1 protein-coding gene is annotated in these 19,541 nt (G+C 66.1%); it reads right to left on the bottom strand.

All coding sequences use genetic code 11. The annotated features are described in order from the left end of the window. On the bottom strand, positions 1–19,539 hold a 19,539-nt coding region (locus P3G67_RS34630; protein WP_449343268.1), incomplete at its 3' end, for an SDR family NAD(P)-dependent oxidoreductase. Positions 19,540–19,541 lie beyond the last annotated feature (2 nt).

Here is a 19,541-nt window from a genome sequence, read left to right as displayed (position 1 = left end):
CAGCAAAGGATCCAACTCCGCCGCAATCGCGTCCACCGCCAACGCAAACACCGGCGACCGGTCATACAACTCACGAGCCATCCCCACCCGCTGAGCACCCTGACCGGTAAACAACACACCCACCCGAGCACCGGCCCGCGCACTACCACACACCACACCGGCAGCCGACTCGCCAACAGCAGCCGCCCGCAGCCCCGCCATCAACTCATCACGATCACTGCCCACCACCACCACACGGTGATCGAACACCGCACGCGAACTGACCAACGACCACCCCACATCCACCGCACGCAACGACGAATCCGACCCCACAAACTCCAACAAACGGACCGCCTGCGCACGCACCGCCTCAACCGACTTCCCCGACAACACCCACGGCACCACACCACCCACACCCAAAACCGGCGGAGTTCCGGTGTCAGATGGAGTGTCGGACGAGGCCTCGGTACCGGTATCAGTGCCAGTTGCGGCCTCCAGGATGGCGTGCGCATTCGTTCCACTGATCCCGAACGAGGAGACCCCGGCCCGACGCGGATGATCGGTCTCCGGCCAGGGCATCGCCTCGCTCAGCAACCGCACGTTACCCTCAGTCCAGTCCACCTGCGTCGACGGCTGATCCACATGCAACGTCTTCGGGAGCACACCGTGGCGCAGGGCCATGACCATCTTGATCACACCACCGACACCCGCCGCGGCCTGGGTGTGACCGATGTTGGACTTCAACGAACCCAGCCACAACGGCTGTCCCTCGGCACGGTCCTGGCCGTACGTGGCCAGCAACGCCTGAGCCTCAATCGGATCGCCCAGCCGAGTACCGGTGCCATGGGCCTCCACCGCATCGACCTCAGCAGGAGAAAGCCCAGCCGCAGCCAGCGCCTGACGAATCACACGCTGCTGCGACGGACCATTGGGGGCGGTCAACCCGTTCGAAGCACCGTCCTGGTTGACCGCACTGGAGCGCAACACCGCTAGAACTTCGTGGCCGTGGCGGCGGGCGTCAGACAACCGCTCCATCACCACCACACCGACACCCTCGGCCCATCCGGCACCATCAGCAGCGTCGGCGAACGACTTGCACCGCCCGTCCGCGGCCATCCCACCCTGCACCGTGAATCCGACGAACACGTCGGGTGTGGCCATCACCGTGACGCCACCGGCGAGGGCCAGCGTGCACTCACCCGACCGCAACGCCTGCGCCGCAAGATGAATCGCCACCAACGACGACGAACACGCCGTGTCCACACTCACCGCAGGCCCTTCCAGACCCAACGCGTAGGCCACCCGACCAGAAATCGCACTGCCCGCGGCACCGGTGATCATGTGACCCTGCATTTGTTCACTGCTACGAGCGACGAGCTCGGTGTACCCGGACTGGTAGGCGCCAACGAAGACGCCGGCCGGGCTGCCCGCCAACGACACCGGATCTATACCGGCCTGTTCCAACGCTTCCCACGACACCTCCAGCAACAACCGCTGCTGAGGATCAGTAGCCAGCGCCTCCCGCGGCGAGATCCGGAAGAACGCCGCATCGAACTCATCGACACCGTCGACAAAGCCACCCTCGCCCGTCGCGGAAGTCCCGGCCCTGGAGCCCTTACCCAGCAGCCTGGCCAGGTCCCAGCCACGGTCAGTGGGGAACGGCGTGACGCCATCAGCCTCGTCAGTGACCAGCTGCCACAGATCGTCTGGACCCCAGACGCCACCAGGGAACCGACATGCCATCCCCACGAGCACGATCGGATCGTCAGTGACCGACACCATCGCCGGCACCACAGCCGACCCAGCAAGTTGCGGCTCACCGAACCCAGCCGCCAGGTACCCAGCCAAACGGGTAACGGTCGGGTAGTCGAACACCGCGCTGGACGCCAGGCGGAGTCCCGTCTTGGCCTGCAGCAAGTTACGCAGCTCGACCGCGGTCAACGAGTCGAATCCCAGCTCCTTGAACGGCTGGTCACTGCTGATCTGTGTGCTTGAGGCGTACCCCAACACGGCCGCGGCGGATTCCCGGACCAGATCGAGCAGAACTCGTTCGCGCTCCGCACTGGCCATTCCGGCCAACCGCTGCCCCAGCCCCTCACGACCATCCCGGGAGTTGTCGGCAGCACGCCGCAGCACACCGCCCGCCAGCGACCGCCACACAGCCGGCACATCAGCCTGAGCACGCAACGCCTGCACATTCAGCCGAGTCAACGCCAGCACCGGATAACCAGTGCCCAGCGCCCGGTCGAACAGGCTCATGCCCTGGTCCACGGACAACGGCGGTATGGCCGAACGAGCGATCCGCTGGAGATCGGTTTGGGACAACGTGCCAACCAAACCGACCTCGGTCGTCCAAGCACCCCACGCCATCGACAGACCCGGCAGCCCCTCACCGCGGCGCTGCTGCATCAACGCGTCCAAGAACACGTTGCCCGCCGCATAGTTGCCCTGGCCTCCGCCACCCAACAGGCCCGCGAGGGAAGAGAACGCCACAAACAATGCCAGGTTCAGGTCTCGGGTGAGTTCGTGCAGATTCCAGGCCGCATCGACCTTGGGGGTCAGTACTCGGTCCAGCTGCTCACCCGACAGCGATCCGATCACACCGTCCTCAAGGACCCCTGCCGCGTGCACGACCCCGGTCACCGGATGATCCGGCGAGACGGAAGCCAGCACCTCGGCCAAGGCCTGTCGGTCAGCCACATCACACGAAGCGACTGAGACCGCGGCGCCCAGCTGCCCCAACTCCGCCACCAACTCCGCGGCCCCCGGAGCATCCATGCCACGCCGACTCAGCAGCAACAGACGCTGAACACCGTGCACGGCCACCAGATGCCGCGCCAGCACACCGCCCAAACCACCAGTGCCACCCGTGACCACCATCGTCCCCGAACCACCCAAAACCGACTCCGGGAAAGTGGAGGGTTCATCGGTGGGACTGACCCGGGTCAAGCGAGCAGCGTGCAACTGCCCATCACGCAGCACCAACTGCGGCTCATCCACAGCCAGCACCTGGCCCAGCACCGCGGCGTCCAACTCGATGTCGGTGTCGGTGTCGAGCAGAACGAACCGCCCGGGATTTTCCGTCTGCGCCGAACGCACCAAACCCCACACCGCAGCCGCAGCCAAATCCGACACCGACTCACCAGACCGAGAAGCAACCGCACCCCGAGTCCACACAACCAACGGCACCGTGGTGAAGCGGTCCTCACCCAACCAGTGCTGCACCTGCCGCAACACCCACCCGGTCAGCTCGTGGGTTGAGTCCACCACCGCGTGCGGGTCCCCGGACACGGCCAGCACAACCGCCTGCGGAACCGCGGCCCCGTCCTCCAGGGCAGTGCTGACCCCACCCATATCAGCACCCGCACGGTCGACCACCACCCACTCCCCCACCGAAGCAGCGGACCGGGGAGGTATATCGATCCACTCCAACCTCAGCAAGGACCCATCGTTCGTACCGGTGGTGAGGCCGTCGGCAGTCAGCGGCCGGACGGTCAGCGAGCCGATCGACAACACGGGCAACCCCGTGCTGTCCGCGACCGCAATCGCCACCTCATCCGGACCCGTACGGGTCAACGCAACCCGCAACCGGGACGCACCAGAGGCGCGCAACACCACATCCGTGAAGCTGAACGGCAACCCACCGTCCCGCGCCGAGTCCAACCCGGCGAAGACCGTGGGGTGCAACGCCGCATCCAACAACGCCGGATGAATACCAAAAGACTCCGCCAGACCACGCCCAGCCTCGGGGAGCTCGACCTCAGCCAGAATCCGGTCCCCGCTCTTCCATGCCTTGCTCAACCCCCGGAACACCGGACCATATGCGAAGCCGCCCTCACCGAGCTGGTCGTAGAACTGCGAAGTGTCCAGCTCCATCGCACCAGGCACAGGCCAGGCCTGCGCCACCGATTGCAACAGCTCATCGGCCCGGTCGTGACCAGTGGCGCCGGGTGGGGACGTGCTGACCACGCCGGTGGCGTGTCGTGTCCAGGCCTCCTGCCCGTCCAGGCGCGCATACACCGCCACACTCCGCCGCACCTCCGCCTCCGCTGGGGTATCGGCATCGCCAACCACGACCTGGAGCTGGGCACCCCCCTGGATGGGCAAGACCAGCGGTGTCTCCAGGACCAATTCCTCTAGCCGGTCGCAGCCCACACTGTCACCAGCGCGGATGGCCAACTCGACATAACCGGTCCCGGGGAAGATCACGGTGCCTTGCACCGCGTGATCGGCGAGCCACGGGTGTGTTCGCAGCGACAGGCGACTGGTGAACAACACGCCATCCGTCTGCGGCAACAACACCGTCGCACCCAGCAGCGGGTGATCCGCCGAGCTCAACCCCGCCGCGGCCACATCAGCCGGACCACTCGACGTGTCGGGCCAAAAGCGCTGCCGCTGGAAGGCATACGTCGGCAGCGGAACTCGCGTAGCGCCACGACCGGCGAACACCCCGGCCCAGTCCACGTCCACACCCTGCGCATACGCCTGCGCCATCGTCGACACCGCTCGGCGCAGATTTCCCTCACCGCGGCGGAGCGTGCCCACAGCCACCGCGGTGTCCTGGTTCTCGTCCACAATGTCCTGGACCGCAGGAATCAACACCGGATGCGGGCTGACCTCGACGAACGTGTGCAGCCCGGCCTCGACCAGCTCGCGAACCACCGGCTGGAACGACACCGGCTCGCGCATATTCGCGAACCAGTACTCCGCGTCCAGCGTCCCCGGCGCGCGCAGGCCGGGTGTCACCGTGGAGTAGAACGGCACGGTGCCAGCGCGGGCGCGCACGTCGCGCAGCAGTTCAGCCAGTTCATCAGCGAGTTCGTCGACCTGAGCGCAGTGCGTGGCGACGGAGGAGGCGACCACCCTGGCCCGCACCCCGTCCTCGGTGAGCCGCGCGGTGAATTCCTCGACCGCGTCCACCGGCCCGGCCACCGTCACCGTCGCCGGCCCGTTCACTCCGGCGATGCTCAAGGCATCGGGCAGGAGCTCCAGCACCCGCTCCACCGGCAACGCCACCGAGGCCAGCAGGCCCCGGCCGACCATCCGCTCGGCCAGCAACTGACTGCGCAACGCCACCACCCGCGCCGCATCAGCCATGTCCAACTCGCCGGCCACACACGCCGCTGCGATCTCCCCCTGACTCGCCCCCAATACCGCGGCCGGTTCGACCCCGAACGACCGCCACAGCGCCGCCAAGGACACCATCACCGCCCACAGCACCGGCTGCACGACGTCCACCCGTGCCAGCGCGGCCTCGTCGTCGAGTACCTGCTCCAGTGACCAGTCCACGAACGGCTCCAGCGCCTGGGCGCACTCCTGCATCGCCTCAGCGAAGACCGGGGACTGGGCATAGAGGTCTTGGGCCATACCAACCCACTGACCGCCCTGCCCCGGGAACACGAACACCACTCGGTCACCGGCCCGGGCCGTGCCCCGCAGCACCCCCGGAGCGGACTCCCCAGCGGCAGCTGCGCGCAGACCGGCCATCAACTCGTCCCGGTCGTCGCCCACCACGACCACCCGGTGATCGAACGCCTCCCGCGAACTGACCAGCGACCACCCCACATCCACCGGCCGCAGCGACGGATCGGCTTCCAGATACTCCAGCAACCGGTTCGCTTGCGCACGCACCGCGTCGTCCGTCTTCCCCGACAACACCCACGGCACCAGACCGCCCCCACCGGAAATCTCAGATGGGATGTCGGTATCGGCTGGCGCTTCGATGATGACATGCGCGTTCGTTCCACTGATCCCGAACGAGGACACGCCGGCCCGGCGTGGGTGGTCGTTCTCCGGCCAGGGGGTGGCCTCGGTCAGCAACCGCACATCGCCCTGGGTCCAGTCCACCTGCGTCGAGGGCTGCTCCACGTGCAGTGTCTTGGGAAGCACGCCGTGGCGCAGGGCCATGACCATCTTGATCACACCCCCGACGCCCGCAGCGGCTTGGGTGTGGCCGATGTTGGATTTCAACGATCCGAGCCATAGTGGCTGGCCCTCGGGCCTGTCCTGACCATATGTGGCCAGCAGTGCCTGAGCCTCGATCGGGTCGCCCAGCCGGGTGCCGGTGCCGTGGGCTTCGACTGCGTCGACCTCCGCAGGCGAAAGCCCAGCCGCGGCCAGCGCCTGACGAATCACCCGCTGCTGTGACGGACCATTCGGGGCGGTCAGGCCGTTGGAGGCACCGTCCTGGTTGACGGCGCTGGACCGCAACACCGCCAAGACCTGGTGGCCGTGACGGCGGGCATCGGACAACCGCTCCATGACCACAACTCCGACACCTTCGGACCATCCGGCGCCGTCGGCGGTGTCGGAGAACGACTTGCAGCGCCCGTCCGAGGCCAGCGGCCCCTGCGCCGTAAGCCCGACTATCGCGTCGGGTGTGGCCATCACGGTGACGCCGCCTGCCAGGGCCAGCGTGCACTCGCCAGCGCGCAGTGCCTGCGCAGCCAGGTGCATAGCCACCAACGACGAGGAACAGGCCGTGTCCACACTCACCGCAGGGCCTTCCAGCCCCAACGTGTAGGCCACCCGGCCCGAAATCGCACTGCCCGCGCCGCCAGTGACCAGGTGACCTCGCAACTGCTCACCGCTATGAGCGACCAGCTCGGTGTACCCGGACTGGTAGGCGCCGGCAAAGACGCCGGTCGGGGTGCCCGCCAGTGAAGCGGGAATGATACCGGCCTGTTCCAACGCTTCCCAGGACACCTCCAGCAGCAATCGCTGCTGAGGATCGGTAGCCAGTGCTTCCCGTGGCGAGATCCGGAAGAACGCCGCGTCGAACTCGTCTACACCGTCGACAAACCCGCCCTCGCCGGTGGCTGACGTCCCTGCCCCGGATCCATCACTACCGAGCAACGCATCCAGATCCCAGCCACGATCAGTGGGAAACGGGATAATGCCATCGACCTCGTCGGTCACCAGTCGCCACAGACCGTCCGGATCCGACACTCCACCGGGAAAACGACAGGCCATCCCCACGAGCACGATCGGATCGTCGGTGACCGACACCATCGCCGGCACCACAGCCGATCCCGCAGCTTGCGGCTCACCGAACTCACCCGCCAGGTACCCAGCCAACCGGGTAACGGTCGGGTAGTCGAACACCACGCTGGCAGCCAGGCCGAGACCCGTTTTGGCCTGCAGCAGGTTGCGCAGCTCGACCGAGGTCAGTGAGTCGAATCCCAGCTCGCTGAACGGCTGGCCGGTGTCGATCTGCGCACTCGAGGTATGTCCCAGCACGGCCGCAGCGGATTCCCGAACCAGATCGACGAGAATCTGCTCGCGTTCCGCGCCAGGCAGGCCAGCCAGCCGCTGCCCAAACCCCTCACGACCGTAACGGGAGTTGTCAGCAGCACGACGAAGCGCACCGCCGACCAGCGACCGCCACACGGCCGGGATGTCCTGCTGGGCACGCAAGGCCTGAACGTTCAAACGGGTCAACGCCAGCACGGAATGACCGGTGTCCAACGCGCGGTCGAACAGTTCCACGCCTTGTTCGACGGACAACGGGGGCATGGCTGAACGAGCGATCCGCGCGATATCGGCTTGGGACAACGTGCCCACCAAACCGATATCGGTCGTCCAGGCACCCCACGCCATCGACAGACCCGGCAGCCCCGCACCGCGGCGCTGCTGCATCAACGCGTCCAAGAACACATTGCCCGCCGCGTAATTACCCTGCCCACCACCGCCCACGACTCCCGCGAGCGACGAGAACACCACGAACAACGACAGGTCCAACTCACGAGTCAGTTCATGCAGATACCAAGCCGCATCGACCTTAGGAGCCAACACCCGGTCCAACTGCTCCCGTGACAGCGAACCGATCACACCGTCCTCGAGAACACCCGCGGTGTGCACCACACCCGTCACCGGATGATCCGACGAGACGGAGGCCAGCACCTCGGCCAACGCCTGTCGGTCAGACACATCACACGAAGCGACTGAGACCGCGGCACCCAGCTGCCCCAACTCCGCCACCAGCCCCGCGGCCCCCGGAGCATCCATACCACGCCGACTCACCAATAGCAGATGCCGAACACCGTGCTCGGCCACCAGATGCCGCGCCACCACGCCACCCAGGCCACCAGTACCACCGGTGATGACGACCGTGCCGCCCACATCGAGAACCTGAGGCACCGTCAGCACCAGCTTACCGACGTGCTTGGCCTGGCTCATGAACCGGAAAGCATCCCGCCCCTGGCGCACGTCCCAACTCGTCACTGGCAGCGGCCGCAGCACACCAGCTTCGAACAGGCCCACCAATTCCCGCAGCATCTCCTGGATACGGTCAACGCCAGCATCCATCAGGTCGAATGCCCGATAGGCCACCTCCGCAGGCAGATCCTGAGCCGACCGGATATCGGTCTTGCCCATCTCCAGGAACCGCCCGCCAGGAGTCAACACATCCAGCGACGCATCCACGAACTCCCCTGCCAGGGAGTTCAGCACCACATCCACACCACGGCCAGCCGTAGCGTCACGGAAGCTCTCCCGGAAGGTCAGGTCCCGTGAAGACGCCACCTGGCCTTGCGGCACACCCCACTCATGCAGCACACGCCACTTCGCTTCACTCGCCGTGGCGTAGACGTCCGCCCCAAGGTGCTGGGCAAGCTGGATAGCCGCCAAACCCACACCACCAGCACCGGCATGCACCAAAACCGACTCACCAGCACACAGACCCGCAAGATCCACCAGCCCGTAAAAAGCCGTCAGGAACACAATCGGGACCGACGCGGCAGTCGTGAACGACCAATCCTGCGGGACCACCACCAGCAGCCGGCGATCAGTCACCGCAACCGGACCGACTGCCCCGAACGCCAGCCCCATGACCCGATCACCGGTCTTCAGACCGGTCACCTCAGGCCCGACCTCCGTGATCACGCCAGCCACTTCGCCCCCCAGGGGCCCAGCCTCACCGGGATACATTCCCAGGGCGTTGAGCACGTCACGGAAGTTCAGGCCCGCTGCACGCACCCGAATCCGGACCTGCCCGGGCTCCAACGGGCTGGCAAGCTCGGGGCAAGGTACCAACGTCAGATTTTCCAGCGTGCCCTTCTCCGTGGAATCCAGCCGCCACAGCCCCTGCGATGAGGCCGGGACGCAGAGTTCATCGGTGGGGCTGACCCGAGTCAGGCGGACAGCGTGAAGCTGCCCATTACGCAATGCCAGTTGTGGCTCATCCGCAGCAAGGACCTGGCCCAACACCGTGGCATCCAGCTCGGTATCGGTATCGGTGTCGAGCAGAATGAACCGGCCCGGATTCTCCGTCTGCGCCGAACGCACCAAACCCCACACCGCAGCCGCAGCCAAATCCGACACCGACTCACCAGGCTGAACAGCCACCGCACCACGAGTCAACACAACCAACGGGATGGCGGCGAACTCGTCCCCACTCAGCCAGTACTGCAACTGCTGCAGCACCCACCCCGTCAACTCATGAGTGGACTCCACCACCGCGCGCGGGTCCCCAGCCACGGCCAGCACAACCGCCTGCGGAACCGCAGTCCCGTCCTCCAGGGCGATAGCGACCGCGTGCAGATCGGCATACACAGCATCCGTTGAGTCGGCCCGATCGACCACCATCCACTCCCCCGTCGGAGCAGCGGTCGGCGTAGGGACGTCGGTCCATTGCGTCCTCAGCAGGGAGCGGTCACCTGTGCTCGTGGGGATGCTGTTGGCTGCCAAGGGCCGTACGGTCAGTGAGCCAATCGACAGGACGGGCAGCCCGGTGCTGTCCGCGACCGCGACCGCCACCTCATCAGGACCCGTGCGAGTCAACGCGACCCGAAGCCTGGACGCACCCGAGGCACGCAACACCACATCCGTGAAGCTGAACGGCAACCCTCCGCCTTGGACCGCGTCCAACTCGGCGAAGACTGTCGTGTGCAGTGCCGCGTCCAGGAGTGCCGGGTGGATCCCGAACGCCTCCGCCCGAGCAGCGTCGGGGAGCTCGACCTCCGCCAGAATCTGGTTCTCGTGCCGCCACGCCTTGGTCAACCCCTGGAACACCGGGCCATAAACGAGGAAACCGCCCTCACTCAGTCGGTCATAGAACCCCGAAGTATCCAGTTCCGTCGCACCCGGGGCCGGCCAGGCCTGGCTCACCGAGTCGAACGTCCCATCGGCCTGGTCTTGACCGGCGGCATGTGCACCAGCGCTCACCACACCCATGGCGTGACGGGTCCAGGCCTCCTCTCCGTCCAGGCGCGCATATACCGCCACGCTCCGCCGCCGTGTCTCTGCGCCGGCGAGGGCGTCGGCATCGCCGACCACGACCTGAACCTGGGCTCCACCTTGGGCGGGCAGGACCAGCGGTGCTTCCAGGACCAGCTCATCCAGCCGGTCACAACCCACACTGTCACCAGCACGGATGGCGAACTCGGCATAGCCGGTACCGGGAAACACCACCGCGCCCTGCACCACGTGATCCGCAAGCCAGGGGTGAGTCCGCACGGACAGGCGACTGGTGAACACCACACCATCGGTCTGCGGCGACGGCACCATCGCCCCAAGCAGCGGGTGCTCGGCAGAAATCAGCCCGGCGGCGGCCACATCGGCTGGTCCGGGGGCCGTATCAGGCCAGAAACGCTGCCGCTGGAACGCATACGTCGGCAGCGAAACTCGCGTAGCACCACAACCAGCAAACACCCCAGCCCAGTCCACCGCCACACCATGCGCATACAAACGCCCCACCGCCGACAACAACGTTTCCGCGTCGTTCTGCCGGAGCGTGCTGTCGCTCGTCTGGTGCCGCAACACCGGCGTGACGAGGGTGTCCGGTGCGCAGCTGTGCTGCGCCAGGCCAGACAGCACCCCGTCCGGGCCCAGTTCCACCAGCGCGGTCACACCCTGATCGGCCAGCCACCGCACCCCATCAGCGAACCGCACCGCATCCCGCACCTGCCGAACCCAATACCCCACCGAACACAACTGCTCAGCCGTAGCAACCCGCCCGGTCACATTCGACACCACCGGAATCCGCGGCGACCGGAAACACACCGTCCCCAGCACACCCGCAAACTCCTCCAACATCGGATCCATCAACCCCGAATGAAACGCATGCGACACCCGCAACCACGTCACCTTGCGACCACGAGCAGCCACCAGCCCCGCCACATGGTCCACCCCAGCCTGCGGCCCCGAAACCACCACGGAATCAGCGGTGTTAACCGCCGCGATCGACACACCCTCCGGCAACAGATCCTTCACTTCGGCTTCGGGCAGCGGGATCGCGGCCATCGCCCCACCCGAAGGCAGCGCCTGCATCAACCGCGCCCGCGCCGCCACCACCCGACACGCATCCCCCAGCGACCACACACCCGCCACATACGCCGCCGTCACCTCACCAATCGAATGCCCCAGCAGATAATCCGGACTCACCCCACAGGCACGCAACACCTCAAACAGCGCCGCCTCCACCACGAACAACGCCGGCTGCGCCCACCCCGTCTGCTCCAAAACATCCGCATCACCACCCCACATCACCTCACGCAAGGGGCGATCCAGCAAAGGATCCAACTCCGCCGCAATCGCGTCCACCGCCGACGCAAACACCGGCGACCGGTCATACAACTCACGAGCCATCCCCACCCGCTGAGCACCCTGACCGGTAAACAACACACCCACCCGAACACCGCTACGGGCACTACCACACACCACACCGGCAGCCGACTCGCCAACAGCAGCCGCCCGCAGCCCCGCCATCAACTCATCACGATCACTGCCCACCACCACCACACGGTGATCAAACACCGCACGCGAACTGACCAACGACCACCCCACATCCACCGCACGCAACGACGAATCCGACCCCACAAACTCCAGAAGGCGGCTCGCCTGCGCACGCACCGCCTCAACCGACTTCCCCGACAACACCCACGGCACCACACCCCCCACACCCAAGACACCAACACCAGAAGAGGCTTCGGTGCTCGATGGAGTATCCGACGTGGTGTCGGCGGGGGCTTCGAGAATGACGTGCGCATTCGTTCCACTGACACCGAACGAGGACACCCCCGCCCGGCGGGGATGGCCGTTCTCCGGCCAAGGGATGGCCTCGGTCAACAACCGCACATCCCCCTGGGACCAGTCCACCTGCGTCGACGGCTGGTCCACATGCAACGTCTTCGGGAGCACACCATGGCGCAGGGCCATGACCATCTTGATCACACCCCCGACGCCCGCAGCGGCCTGGGTGTGACCGATGTTGGACTTCAACGAACCCAGCCACAACGGCTGCCCCTCGACACGATCCTGGCCGTACGTGGCCAGCAACGCCTGAGCCTCAATCGGGTCACCCAGCCGAGTCCCAGTGCCATGAGCCTCCACCGCATCGACCTCAACAGGAGAAAGCCCAGCCGCCGCCAGCGCCTGACGAATCACACGCTGCTGCGACGGACCATTCGGCGCCGTCAAACCATTCGAAGCACCATCCTGATTCACCGCACTAGACCGCAACACCGCTAGAACTTCGTGGCCATGGCGGCGGGCGTCAGACAAACGCTCCATCACCACCACACCGACACCCTCAGACCACCCAGTGCCATCGGCAGTGTCGGAGAACGACTTACACCGGCCATCCGCGGCCAAACCACCCTGCGCCGTAAAGCCGACAAAGGCATCGGCCGTGGCCATCACGGTGACGCCACCGGCCAACGCCAGCGTGCAATCCCCCGACCGCAACGCCTGCGCAGCCAGGTGTATCGCGACCAGCGACGAGGAACAGGCCGTGTCCACACTCACCGCAGGCCCTTCCAACCCCAACGTGTAGGCCACCCGGCCAGAAATCGCGCTGCCTGCACCTCCGGTGATCAGGTGCCCCTGCAGTTGCTCACCCGAACGCGAGACCAGATCGCCATACCCGGACTGGAAGGCGCCAGCGAAGACCCCGGTCGGGCTGCCCGCCAGCGAAGCAGGGTCGATACCGGCCTGTTCCAACGCTTCCCAGGACACCTCCAGCAGCAATCGCTGCTGAGGATCGGTAGCCAGCGCTTCCCGTGGCGAGATCCGGAAGAACGCCGCGTCGAACTCGTCTACACCGTCGACAAACCCGCCCTCGCCGGTAGCCGAAGTCCTCGCCCCGGACCCATCACTTCCGAGCAGCGCATCCAAATCCCAACCACGGCCGGTCGGGAACGGGGTGATGCCATCAGTTCCCTCACTGACCAGCTGCCACAGATCGTCTGGACCCCAGACGCCACGAGGGAACCGACAGGCCATTCCGACGAGCACGATCGGATCGTCGTTGACCGACACCAGCGCTGGCACCACAGCCGATCCCGCAGCTTGTGGCTCACCGAACTCACCCGCCAGGTACCCGGCCAACCGGGTAACGGTCGGGTAGTCGAACACCACGCTGGCAGCCAGGCCGAGACCCGTTTTGGCCTGCAGCAGGTTGCGCAGCTCGACCGAGGTCAGTGAGTCGAATCCCAGCTCGCTGAACGGCTGGCCGGTGTCGATCTGCGCACTCGAGGTATGTCCCAGCACGGCCGCAGCGGATTCCCGGACCAGATCGACGAGAATCTGCTCGCGTTCCGCGCCAGGCAGGCCAGCCAGCCGCTGCCCAAACCCCTCACGACCGTAACGGGTGTTGTCAGCAGCACGACGAAGCGCACCGCCGACCAGCGACCGCCACAGCGGGGCGTCATGCTGGGTACGCAAGGCCTGAACGTTCAGCCGGGCCAGTCCTAGGACCGGATGTCCGGTGCCCAGCGCCCGGTCGAACAGGCCCATGCCCTGGGACACGGACAAGGGGGGCATGGCTGAACGAGCGATCCGCGCGATATCGGCTTGGGACAACGTGCCCACCAAACCGATATCGGTCGTCCAGGCTCCCCACGCCATCGACAGACCCGGCAGCCCCGCACCGCGGCGCTGCTGCATCAACGCGTCCAAGAACACATTGCCCGCCGCGTAGTTACCCTGCCCACCACCGCCCACGACTCCCGCGAGCGACGAGAACACCACGAACAACGACAGGTCCAACTCACGGGTCAGTTCATGCAGATGCCAAGCCGCATCGACCTTAGGAGCCAACACTCGGTCCAACTGCTCCCGTGACAGCGAACCGATCACACCGTCCTCGAGAACCCCCGCGGTGTGCACCACACCCGTCACCGGATGATCCGACGACACAGACCCCAATACCCCAGCTAAAGCCTGCCGATCGCTCACATCGCACGCCATGACCGACACCGCGGCGCCCTGCTCCGTCAGCTCCGCCACCAGCCCCGCGGCCCCCGGAGCATCCATACCACGCCGACTCACCAATAGCAGATGCCGAACACCGTGCTCGGCCACCAGATGCCGCGCCACCACGCCACCCAGGCCACCAGTACCACCGGTGATGACGACCGTGCCGCCCACATCGAGAACCTGAGGCACCGTCAGCACCAGCTTACCGACGTGCTTGGCCTGGCTCATGAACCGGAAAGCATCCCGTCCCTGGCGCACGTCCCAACTCGTCACTGGCAGCGGCCGCAGCACACCAGCTTCGAACAGGCCCACCAATTCCCGCAGCATCTCCTGGATACGGTCAACGCCAGCATCCATCAGGTCGAATGCCCGATAGGCCACCTCCGCAGGCAGATCCTGAGCCGACCGGATATCGGTCTTGCCCATCTCCAGGAACCGCCCGCCAGGAGTCAACACATCCAGCGACGCATCCACGAACTCCCCTGCCAGGGAGTTCAGCACCACATCCACACCACGGCCAGCCGTAGCCGCACGGAAGCTCTCCCGGAAGGTCAGGTCCCGTGAAGACGCCACCTGGCCTTGCGGCACACCCCACTCATGCAGCACACGCCACTTCGCTTCACTCGCGGTGGCGTAGACGTCCGCCCCAAGGTGCTGGGCAAGCTGGATAGCCGCCAAACCCACACCACCAGCACCGGCATGCACCAAAACCGACTCACCAGCACACAGGCCCGCAAGATCCACCAGCCCGTAAAAAGCCGTCAGGAACACAATCGGGACCGACGCGGCAGTCGTGAACGACCAATCCTGCGGGACCACCACCAGCAGCCGGTGATCGGTCACCGCAACCGGACCGAATCCTCCGGGTACCAATCCCATGACCCGGTCACCGGTCTTCAGACCGGTCACCTCAGGCCCGACCTCCGTGATCACGCCAGCCACTTCGCTACCCAGCGGTCCAGCCGCACGCGGATCGTCAACAACGCCCAGGGCGTTGAGCACGTCACGGAAGTTCAGGCCCGCTGCACGCACCCGAATCCGGACCTGCCCGGGCTCCAACGGGCTGGCCAGCTCGGGACAAGGTACCAGCGTCAGATTTTCCAGCGTGCCCTTCTCCGTGGAATCCAGCCGCCACAGCCCCTGCGATGAGGCCGGGACGCAGAGTTCATCGGTGGGGCTGACCCGAGTCAGGCGGACAGCGTGAAGCTGCCCATTACGCAATGCCAGTTGTGGCTCATCCGCAGCAAGGGCCTGGCCCAACACTGTGGCATCCAGCTCGGTATCGGTGTCGGTGTCGAGCAGAATGAACCGGCCCGGATTCTCCGTCTGTGCCGAACGCACCAAACCCCACACCGCAGTCGCAGCCAAATCCGACACCGACTCACCAGGCTGAACAGCCACCGCACCACGAGTCAACACAACCAACGGGATGGCTGCGAACTCGTCCCCACTCAGCCAACGCTGCACCTGCCGCAGCACCCATCCGGTCAGCTCGTGGGTTGAGTCCACCACCGCGTGCGGGTCCCCAGCCACGGCCAGCACAACCGCCTGCGGTGCCGCCCCTTCATCAAGAGCGGCACTGACCGCCTCCAGGTCGGCATTCGCCGAGCCGGACCGGTCGACCACCGTCCACTCCTCCGCTGGCGCAGCGGACAGGGTGGCATCGATCCACTGCATCCTCAGCAGTGCCCCGTCGCCTGTGCTCGTGGCGATGCTGCCGGCTGCAACCGGCCGTACGCTCAGTGAGCCGACCGACAGGACGGGCAGCCCGGTGCTGTCCGCGACCGCGACCGCCACCTCATCAGGGCCCATGCGAGTCAACGCGACCCGAAGCCTGGACGCACCCGAGGCACGCAACACCACATTGGTGAAGCTGAACGGCAACCCTCCCTCTTGGGCGGAGTCCAACCCCACGAAGACCGTGGAGTGCAACGCCGCATCCAACAACGCCGGATGAATCCCGAACGACGATGCCAGACCACGCCCGGCCTCTGGGAGCTCGACCTCGGCGAGGATCTGGTTTCCGCTCTTCCACGCCTTGCTCAGCCCTTGGAACACCGGGCCATAAGCAAGGAACCCGCCTTCACTCAGTTGCTCGTAGAACTGGGAAGTGTCCAGTTCTGTCGCACCGGGCGCAGGCCACGCCTGACTCACCGGGTCAAACTCGCCATCGGCCTGGTCTTGATCGGGGTGTGGTGCGGTAGCGCTCATCACGCCGGTGGCGTGTCGGGTCCAGGTCTCCTGCCCGTCCAGGCGCGCATACACCGCCACACTCCGCCGCCGCGCCCCGGCCGCCGCGGGGGCATCGGCATCGCCGACCACGACCTGGACCTGCACGCCGCCCTGAGCGGGCAACACCAGCGGGGTCTCCAGCACCAGCTCATCAAGTCGGTCACAACCCACACTGTCACCAGCACGGATGGCCAACTCGACATACCCAGTGCCGGGGAAGATCACGGTGCCTTGCACCGCGTGATCGGCGAGCCACGGGTGCGTGCGCAGCGATAGACGGCTGGTGAACACCACACCGTCCGTCTGCGGCAACGACAACATCGCCCCAAGCAACGGATGCTCAGCCGAACTCAACCCCGCCGCAGCCACATCGGCCGGCCCACTGGCCGTCTCAGGCCAGAAACGCTGCCGCTGGAACGCATACGTCGGCAACCCCACCCGCACAGCACCACAACCAGCAAACGCCTGAGCCCAGTCAACAGCCACGCCATGCGCATACGCTTGCGCCACCGCGGAGACCACACACCGGAGGTCGCCCTCACCACGACGCAGCGTCCCGGCAGCCACCGCAGCGTCCTCGTGTTGGTCCACAATGTCCTGGACCGCGGGAAGCAACACCGGATGCGGACTGACCTCAACCACCGTGCTGGCACCGGCATCCAAAGCAGCCGTGAGAGCCTTCTCGAACAACACCGTATTCCGCAGATTGCGGTACCAGTACTCCGCGCCCCACGACGCGGTGTCCATCAACTCTCCGGTCACCGACGAATACACCGGCACCCCAGACGACTGCGGGGCAATCGGCGCGAGATCGCTCAGTAAGCGCTCCTGGATCCGCTCGACCAAGTGCGAGTGAGAGGCATAATCCACCGCAATCCGACGCGCCTGGACCTCCCGATCACGACAGTGAGCCAGCAACAGGTCCAAAGCATCAGACTCGCCCGCGACCACCGTTGATGCCGGACCGTTGATCACGGCCACGGACAGCCCTGGCCAGTTCGTGATCAGTTCTTCAACCTGCACGGCAGGCAGCGACAAAGCCACCATGCCCCCACCAGTCAGGTTCTCGGCGATGGCACGACTACGCAAGGCCACCACCCGCGCGCCATCCGACAACGACAGACCACCGGCAACACACGCCGCAGCGATCTCACCCTGGGAATGCCCCACCACCGCAGCAGGCTCCACCCCGAACGACCGCCACAATGCCGCCAGCGACACCATCACCGCCCACAACACCGGCTGAACAACATCCACCCGCGCCAACGCCACCTCATCGCCGAGCACCTGCTCCAACGACCAGTCCACAAAAGGCGCCAGCGCCTGAGCACACTCACCCATCGAATCAGCGAACACCGGCGACTCGGCATACAACTCCCGAGCCATACCAACCCACTGCGCACCCTGACCAGGGAACACAAACACCACCTGGCCACCAGCCCGAGCAGCGCCCTGCACCACCCCAGCAGCCGACTCCCCAGCAGCAACGGCCCGCAGCCCGGCCATCAACTCATCCCGATCACTACCCAACACCACCGCACGGTGATCGAACATCGCACGCGAACTGACCAGCGACCACCCCACATCCACCGGCCGCAACGACGAATCCGACCCCACAAACTCCAGAAGGCGGCTCGCCTGCGCACGCACCGCCTCAACCGACTTCCCCGACAACACCCACGGCACCACACCACCCACACCGAAGGCACCGACGTCAGAAGAGGTTTCGGTGCTGGATGGAGTATCCGACGTGATGTCGGCGGGGGCTTCGAGGATGACGTGCGCGTTCGTTCCACTGACACCGAACGACGACACTCCGGCCCGACGAGGATGGTCCATCTCCGGCCAGGGGGTGGCCTCGGTCAGCAACCGCACATCGCCCTGGGACCAGTCCACTTGGGTGGACGGCTGATCCACGTGCAGCGTCTTGGGAAGCATCCCGTGGCGCAGGGCCATGACCATCTTGATCACACCCGCCACGCCCGCCGCGGCCTGGGTGTGACCGATGTTGGACTTCAACGACCCCAGCCACAACGGCTGCCCCTCGGCACGATCCTGGCCGTACGTGGCCAGCAACGCCTGAGCCTCAATCGGGTCACCGAGCCGAGTCCCCGTGCCATGAGCTTCCACCACATCGACCTCAGCAGGAGAAAGCCCAGCCGCGGCCAACGCCTGACGAATCACACGCTGCTGCGACGGACCATTCGGCGCCGTCAAACCATTCGAAGCACCATCCTGATTCACCGCACTCGAGCGCAACACAGCCAACACCTCGTGGCCATGACGGCGTGCATCGGACAACCGCTCCATCACCACCATTCCGACGCCTTCGCCCCATCCGGCGCCGTCGGCGGCGTCGGCGAACGACTTGCACCGCCCGTCCGCGGCCGTACCGCCCTGCACCGTGAACCCGACGAACGTGTGGGGTGTGGACATCACCGTGACGCCACCGGCCAGGGCCAGCGTGCACTCCTTCGCCCGCAACGCCTGCGCGGCGAAGTGCATCGCCACCAACGACGAAGAACAGGCCGTGTCCACGCTCACCGCGGGCCCCTCAAGGCCCAACGTGTAAGCCACCCGGCCAGAGATCACGCTACCCGCCCCGCCCGTGAGCGCGTGGCCCTGCAGTTGCTCATCGGAACGAGTGACGAGATCGGCGTATCCCATCTGGTAGGCGCCGGCGAAAACCCCGGTCGGGCTCCCCGCCAACGACACCGGATCGATACCGGCCTGTTCCAACGCTTCCCAGGACACCTCCAGCAGCAACCGCTGCTGAGGATCGGTAGCCAACGCCTCTCGAGGCGAGATCCGGAAGAACGCCGCGTCGAACTCGTCGACACCGTCGACAAAGCCACCCTCACTCGTCGCCGACGCCCCTGACCCGGGCCCGTCAGTGCCCAGCAGCGCGTCCAGATCCCAGCCACGATCAGTGGGGAACGGCGCAATGCCATCAGTCCCGTCAATGACCAGCCGCCACAGATCGTCCGGACCCGACACCCCACCAGGGAACCGGCACGCCATCCCCACGATCGCGATCGGATCGTTCGCGGCATCTGTCAGGGCCTTGTTCTCCTGACGCAAGCGACTATTGGCCAGCAACGAAGCTCGGAGGGCCTCCGTCAACTTGTCCACAG

It is taken from the genome of Streptomyces silvisoli (assembly GCF_029269905.1).
Classification (GTDB): domain Bacteria; phylum Actinomycetota; class Actinomycetes; order Streptomycetales; family Streptomycetaceae; genus Streptantibioticus_A; species Streptantibioticus_A silvisoli_A.
This window is presented reverse-complemented; position numbering and strand designations above follow the sequence as displayed.